Consider the following 6,994-nt stretch of genomic DNA (forward strand, 5'->3'; position numbering starts at 1 on the left):
ATCTGATCCCTTCATTTTCACCTCCATACGTGCGTTTTCCCGCACATACAGGTATGGATGAACATCTTATTGTTCAGCCTTCACTTAATATTCCAGGCGGTACTCTTCAAAATTCTTGTATACATCCACCTTACCGGTTGAGATATCCTCCACCAATTGTTTTACTTCCTTTTGAAGTTCTTCCGGGATATTCTGCAGATCTCTTTCGTCATAGACAGCGCCACCGGCTGCGATATTAAAGTCCATCTGTTTGGGCAGTTCTTTTCCCTCTTTATAATCCAGAGCCACCTGCGTTACCGCCACATCCATGGGTTTAATCGCCGACCAGAACACACAAGGATCCAGATCGCCCTGCCAGTCATCCACACCGATGCATTTGATACCGCCTTCCGAACAGGCTTTAATGACTCCCGGTCCAGCCAGATAACAGGACTGGTATATGATATCCACCGGATAATTGGCGATCATCGCACTTCCCGCTTCCTGGCCTTTGGTGGGATCCAGATAATCCCCCGTGAAAGAATAGACCACCTCCACTTCCGGATCGCCATAAGCGGCCCCGGCGATATATCCATCCCGGAAACGCCTGATCTTCAATACATCTGTGTGGCCGATCCATCCTATGGTCTTTGTCTGAGTCATTTTCGACGCCACAAATCCGGCCACAAAGGAGGATTCAAACGGATCAACCGACACCGAAGTACAGTTTGGTTTGTCGTGATCCACATAGGTATCCAGCAAAAACATATGGGTATTGGGATAATTCTTATAGATCTCGTCTGCCAGATTAAGGGCCGCCTGGCTCACATTGTCTTCCCAGGTCATGATCACCTGATAGCCTTCCGACGCCATGGAACGGATGTCATCTGCAAATTCCGAGTTATCCGTAGCCTCGATGCACTTGATCTCCCATCCTTCCTGTTCCAGATTCTGGAATCCTTTCCAGATCAAATCCACGAAATCATTTCCCAGATTTCCATCGGTGATAAAACACGCTTTATAGGTTTCACCCGGAGAATCCCCGCGATCAGCAGCAGACTCCTCCTTTTTTCCGCATCCCGTCATCAGCATCGTGAATATAACAATCACCACGATAACCGCCATCCATTTTTGTAAGCTTCGCATAACTTCTTCTCCTTTCTCCTTTAAATCACTGGTAATTATTTCCTTTTTTCTTTTTTATTCTTCGAAGAATTTATTGCTTTTTCACAAAGCATCACTGATAATTTAAATATAAGTGAATGCCTGGTCAAAGTAAATTAAGCACTTTGATGTGGGTAGTTACTTTTATGAAACTTCTTTCATTAGGGGAACACGCTTTGCTATAATATTTGTCAAAGCAGCAACTGTGGCTATAGGATAAGGAGGCATAACTATGAGCTATCATGAGACTACTTCTACAGATCCGTTAACCGGTATGATTCAATTAATCGGCGGACGTTGGAAACTGATGATTATGCGGGAACTGACGGCAGGTCCCAGACGTTTCGGCGACCTCAGGCGTTCCCTGGGCGACATCTCCCAGAAAGTCCTGACAGATGCTCTGCGCACCATGGAGGAAGATGGCCTGATCCACCGTGTTGTTTATCCGGAAGTCACATTGCACGTGGAATACTCTCTGACCGCCTTAGGCTACGAGATGACCGCCCTGCTGCGGACTATGACCAGCTGTTACGCAAACTATATCACCACCGTTGAGAACATAGAGCGCTCACCCAGACAAGCGGAAGCCGCCGCCTTTTACAAGACGTCATCGGCCGCCGTCACTGTGGATCTGCCGGATTACAAGACCCGTATTCAAACAGCCAAAGCGCTTATGGCGGAAGCGGACTATATCATCGCGGGGACAGGCTCCGGGATCAATGTGGCATCCAATATAAATTTATTCGACAAAAAGACCGCAAAACGCTTGTTTCCGGCCTACTATGAACAGGGATTTAATTGTATTGACGATATGATAAACGCATTTTCACAGATATCGCCGGAAAATGAACTGGCCTACTGGGATTTCTGGTCCGAATACCTCTGGGAATTCCGTTACCGGCATCCTGCATCCCAGGCTCATCTGGACCTGTTTCATATTCTGAAGGACAAGTCCCACTTCGTGGTTTCTTCCAATGCCGACGGCCAGTTGGAAAAGACGGGGCTGGATCTGAAACATATCTATCTGCCTTTGGGTAGTTATTCTTATCTGCAATGTGCATTTCCCTGTGAAGAAAAAGTCTATGATGCACAGCCCTATATTGAAAAAATATTGGCGGATACCGACAGTGGAATCGGCATCCGCCCGGAAAGTATCCCCCGCTGCCCATCCTGCGGAGACTATCTGGTCCCCAATCATTACCGCTGCAGAAATGTGTCACTGGCCAGTGCCGACCGTCTGGCACACCGGAAGGATTTTCTGAACTTTTTGAACCATTCTCTTGGAAAAAGAGTGGTGTTTTTGGAAATCGGTTCCGGCTTTCGGCTGCAAAATATCATACGCAGGCCTTTTGAGGATTTTACACGCAAAAATGAGCGGGCCTGTCTCATCCGTATCAATTCCAAATTCCCGCAGATTACCGACGAACGTCTCTTGGAACACGCTTTATCCTTCGGTGAAAATGAGGCAGAAGTGCTTCACGATCTGGCATATGAAGGTCCGCTTAACCCAACAGACAATGCTCACCCATAAACTGGCGGATGATAGATTCCGATACGGCACCGCCCCGGGGCCCTTCCTGGGTCACACAATAATTTGCAGCGGCTGTGGCGAACAATCCCGTCTCCTTAACCGTCCAATGATTCTGTATTCCATACAGGAATGCCGCATTAAAGGTATCACCCGCTCCGTTCGTGTCCCTCACCCGGATGTCGTAGACAGGGATTCTCAGATCCTCATTCCTTGTTTTTATCCGGCATCCGTTCCCGCCCAGGGTGACAACTATGATATCAACTCCCTTATTCAGCAAATATTCCAGATACTCCTCCTCTTCCAGATCTCCTCTGTTTTGCAGGAAACCGAACTGATTAAAAAAGAGAATATCCGCCGCTTCCAGAAACCTCCTCTGCTCCGTGGATTCGCAAATAAACTCCACGTCCAGCGCGATCCTGGCCCCATGGCGCTTAAAATCATCAAACGCGGCCATCGTATCCGGGATGATATATTCCGCACCCAGCATGGTATATATTACGGATGCATTCCGGAACAACTCCGCCTGTTCAGGCCCAAGAGCCATAACCGGCTTGCGTGGCATCGCGCAGAGAATCGTCTTTTCTTCTCCGGTCACGATAATCAGACATTTGGAATCTATTTTTTCTTCTGTAAAATTTACAAAGCTTGTGTCAATGCCGTACTGTTCCATATCCTGCAGCAGGAATTCGTTCCCCTCACTGCGGCTTAACACATCATAAAAAAAGACCCGGCCTCCCAGTGCACCGCAGACCGACGAAGCGTTGGCCACACTCCCTCCGGGAGTGCGGCCTGCCGGTGTAAGCATTGCTTTGTCACCCATCTGCGGCCAGCGGGCTGCAGTATAATATTCGTCCATGTGGAGTACGCTGATTGTAACGATATAACTATTCTGAATCATATCTGCACCTTCTCTTTTCGGCTATGCTTATAACGAATGTTTGCACTTACCATCTGTATCAGTTGGTTACTCTGCAGATCTCATCCGCGAAGCCTTCAAAATCGATAAATGGGTTCGCTTTTTTAAGTGTCTTTGCATGATAACTGTCGATCCCGCTGCTGCCGTTCAAAGCACCGGCCATGGCACCGGCCATAATCGCGGTCGTATCGGAGTCATTACCGGAATTAACCGCCATATAAATAGTACGCATAACATCCGTCCCCCCAGCTGCCAGATACCCGAATGCGCATGGAATCGATTCATTGGCGTTCAGGCCAGAAACAATCAGATCCGTCATCTCTACAACACACTTTTCGAAATCGTTGGCGTATTTCAGTCCGATCTGTATTGCCAGATCCATTCGCTTCTCCACACTGGCTCCTGCCGAGGGCTGCGCAAACCGCTGTGCCCGCCGGTATCCTTCCCCTGCGCCGTACATGCCCGCTTCCAATACTTCATCCAGACGCGCGCCTTTTACCATTGCCTGCGATACTGCCGCCGCCACTGCCGCCGCACCGGACAGCGCGATCGGATTATAATGGGTGATCTGGCACATCACCAGCGCATCATCGATGGCTTTATCCATATTACCCGGGTCAAACAGTCCTACGATCCATCCTTTCATGCCCCCGCCATTGGTGGCGGTCCGGTTATTGCATAACAGGTAATCCCTGGACGAATCCGTTAACTTTCCTTCCAACTGTTCCAGCCCCTGTCTGGTGGACGGACCGCAATAGCGCTCATAAAAGATACGGGTATCCTCGGAATTCTTCCATTCCAGCAAAGCGTCCGCTGCCGCCTGCCTGGTTATCCTTCCGTTGTCGGCCGCAAAATACTTGCCTGATAAATAGGCGCATGAAAAATCATCCGTCACATAAGCCCTGGGCATATCATAAGCAATCGAATCAGGAAGCGGGGTCATATAATCATAGACGAAATCCCCGTTCCCGAAGTCCCTTTTGATCAGGGATACCGTACGAGTCTCCAGCGGACAGCCCATCGCGTCACCGATGGCTGCCGCCAGCAGACATCCGTATACTTTGTCATAATGGTTTGTCATGCTGCTCCCTCCTTATCTGAATCCAAAAAAGTGCCGATATCGGCCGCCATTTGCCGAAGATCAAAATGATTCACCCTGTCGATCAGTTCCAGATGTTTGACCGGAAAAACATCCGCCCCGTGCATCACACCAGTGATATATCCGGTCATACAGGCCACGGTATCCGTATCATCTCCGGCGTTAACGCCCATAATGACAGAATCCATAGCGCGGCCTTTGCAGGCTGCTATATGTCCGAAAACAGCCGGAATTGCTTCGTAGGCATAAATGCCGCCGCCGATGATGTCCGTGATTTCCCCCATAGCACTCTCAAAATCTCCCTGATGCCTCATTCCAATCTGCACGGCTAACCGGATTTTTTTCACGATATTGCCGCCGGCTGCGGGTTGCGCGGTCTTTTCCGCTCTCCGGTATCCTTCTTGTGCGCCATAGATTCCCGCCTCTAATATTTCCAGATAAGAGATGTTATCCTGAAAAGCGGCTGCGGTGGCCGCTGCGACCGCGCAGGCTGCCGACAGGGATATTACATTATTATGGGTCCCGCTGCACTGGACGATCGTCTCTTCGATCGCGCCGTCCATGTCTCCGGGATTAAACAGACCCATCAGACCGGATTTCATCCCGGCTCCGTTGGTCGCTCGGGTATTGTTGCAGAGTAACCGATCTACCTGCACTGGCATCTTAAGAAGTGGGGCCGGCTTCTCCTCCCCCTTCAGCACAGCCAGATATTCATTCGTAGTAGGCCCCACAAATCTGCGGTATACCTCATGTGTGGACCAGCGCAGCATGGCGGCTTCCGCGATTTCAGGTGTTATCCTGCTTTTTCGCTCCAGCATTTCCTGCGCGGTAAAGTAAGCGATGGAAAAATCATCTGTTACTAAGCCTGGAGGCGTCCCTCTGGACAGATTGTCATCCGGATGCTCTACAAAGTCCGTCACCAGGCCTCCAAACCGCTGTCTGATCAGGGCTGTCGTGCGCATCTCCGTAGCAGCTCCCATGGCATCCCCGATCGCAGCTCCTAAAAGCCCCCCTAAAATCTTGTTTTTTCTGCTCTCCATATGGTATCTCCTTTTTTGAATTTTGGTATTCCTTCTAATTCGAATTGTAAACGGAATAGATGCGTTGGTAAAGTAAGCACTTTGAAACTATTAGTTACAAAGAGGTAACTAATTGGCCCGGATAGAATTTTTTTAATATCATTTCTTGAATCTACCCGCAAATTTTACCTGATGTGTCAAAATAAAGATAAGAGGAAGGTACTTCACCTGATTATTGATCTTTTTCCAATCAATGACCAGGGCCGGCACCCCCCTCTTTTTCTTCCTTATTCCAAGATTATGAAAAAGCCGCCCGCCTATCGCCTATCGGTTAAATCGGCTAAATCTGGCGATTATCCTTGTCTAATAATGGTATTTATGTTATATTGAATTATATCTTTTCGTTCTATAATTTTTTGAAGCTATCGCTTCCTTTTTTCCCTATTGTATGAATAGAATTTCGGCAGACAACAGACATTTTTGAATAATATATTCAACCAGGCAGCCGGGGGACGTATTTCCCACCCGCTTCGAGACAGAAGGGGGTGGCGCTTATGAGTACATATGAAGAGTTTATGATCATTTTAGCATTTGCTTCTTTGATTGTAGCAATTCTGAATTTTACCCATAAAAAATAGTCGTCCCTGCTCCGCAAAAGTTGAGGACGACTATTCTAATATAACGCGGAGCGGGTGAGATCTGCTCACCATCCGGCTGTCTTGTTGAGTATATTATAATCCCTAAATAAGATCATGTCAATTAATCTGTCCGGAATCTGTCCGGAATCATCAGGAATATCAGCTGGAAGGATTCTCCTGTTTAAACACATTGAAATATCTGAATATATTCAACCAGGCAGCCGGGGGACGTATTTCCCACCCGCTTCGAGACAAAAGGGGGTGGCGCTTATGAGTACATATGAAGAGTTTATGATCATTTTAGCATTTGCTTCTCTGATTGTAGCAATTCTAAATTTTACCCATAAAAAATAGTCGTCCCGACTCCGCATAAGGTTTGGACGACTATTTTGTCTAACTAACTCCGGAGCGGGTGAGATCTGCTCACCATCCGGCTGTCTTGTTGAGTATATTATACTCTACACAAACAGAACTGTCAATTGTCATGAAGCTCCTGACTCTACTCTAATCCTGAGGTCCGGCTGTCTTGTGCTTGGAAAGCGGCATAACGTGAATATTAGCGCGCTGCTCATTCTCTGCCCAGTAGATATCGTCTGCCATCTTGGCTTCCGGATTGAACTCCACACCTTCGAAGATATGCTTCACAAA

Annotated in this window: 7 protein-coding genes and 1 pseudogene; 3 read left to right on the forward strand and 5 right to left on the reverse strand. The window is 48.0% G+C overall.

Annotation, left to right across the window (positions count from 1 at the left end):
* Positions 1-84 precede the first annotated feature (84 nt).
* The gene (locus ABC831_RS24485; protein ID WP_343250697.1) at positions 85-1,125 is read right to left on the reverse strand and encodes a BMP family ABC transporter substrate-binding protein; all 1,041 of its coding nucleotides are present in this window, start codon (positions 1,123-1,125) and stop codon (positions 85-87) included.
* A gap of 250 nt (positions 1,126-1,375) precedes the next feature.
* Here ABC831_RS24485 and ABC831_RS24490 point away from each other — a divergent pair, with 250 nt between their 5' ends.
* On the forward strand, positions 1,376-2,674 hold the full coding sequence (locus ABC831_RS24490; protein WP_330656076.1) for a winged helix-turn-helix transcriptional regulator: 1,299 nt from the start codon (positions 1,376-1,378) through the stop codon (positions 2,672-2,674).
* Here the strand turns inward: ABC831_RS24490 and ABC831_RS24495 are convergent.
* The 3 genes from ABC831_RS24495 to ABC831_RS24505 are packed head-to-tail and all read right to left on the reverse strand — an operon-like array spanning position 2,646 to position 5,729.
* Positions 2,646-3,572: a carbohydrate kinase family protein gene (locus tag ABC831_RS24495; protein WP_343250698.1), complete on the reverse strand. Its 927-nt coding sequence runs from the start codon at positions 3,570-3,572 to the stop codon at positions 2,646-2,648. The genes ABC831_RS24490 and ABC831_RS24495 overlap by 29 nt on opposite strands.
* Positions 3,573-3,630: 58 nt before the next feature.
* Complete coding sequence (locus ABC831_RS24500; protein WP_343250699.1) at positions 3,631-4,671, reverse strand: ADP-ribosylglycohydrolase family protein; 1,041 nt, start codon at positions 4,669-4,671, stop codon at positions 3,631-3,633.
* Positions 4,668-5,729 (reverse strand): ADP-ribosylglycohydrolase family protein, encoded by a 1,062-nt coding sequence (locus ABC831_RS24505; RefSeq protein WP_343250700.1) that lies wholly within the window; start codon positions 5,727-5,729, stop codon positions 4,668-4,670. Before ABC831_RS24505 ends, ABC831_RS24500 begins: the two co-directional genes overlap by 4 nt.
* Positions 5,730-6,262: 533 nt before the next feature.
* Between ABC831_RS24505 and ABC831_RS26585 the strand changes: the two genes are divergently transcribed.
* Positions 6,263-6,346: a putative holin-like toxin gene (locus ABC831_RS26585; protein ID WP_408626298.1), complete on the forward strand. Its 84-nt coding sequence runs from the start codon at positions 6,263-6,265 to the stop codon at positions 6,344-6,346.
* A gap of 270 nt (positions 6,347-6,616) precedes the next feature.
* Positions 6,617-6,700, forward strand: a complete 84-nt coding sequence (locus ABC831_RS26590) for a putative holin-like toxin (protein WP_408626298.1) — start codon at positions 6,617-6,619, stop codon at positions 6,698-6,700.
* Between the two features lie 150 nt (positions 6,701-6,850).
* Here ABC831_RS26590 and ABC831_RS24510 read toward each other — a convergent pair.
* A pseudogene (locus tag ABC831_RS24510) lies at positions 6,851-6,994 on the reverse strand (sulfite reductase subunit C); the annotation flags it as partial.

The sequence above is a fragment of the Diplocloster hominis genome (assembly GCF_032380655.1).
Lineage (GTDB): Bacteria > Bacillota > Clostridia > Lachnospirales > Lachnospiraceae > Diplocloster > Diplocloster hominis.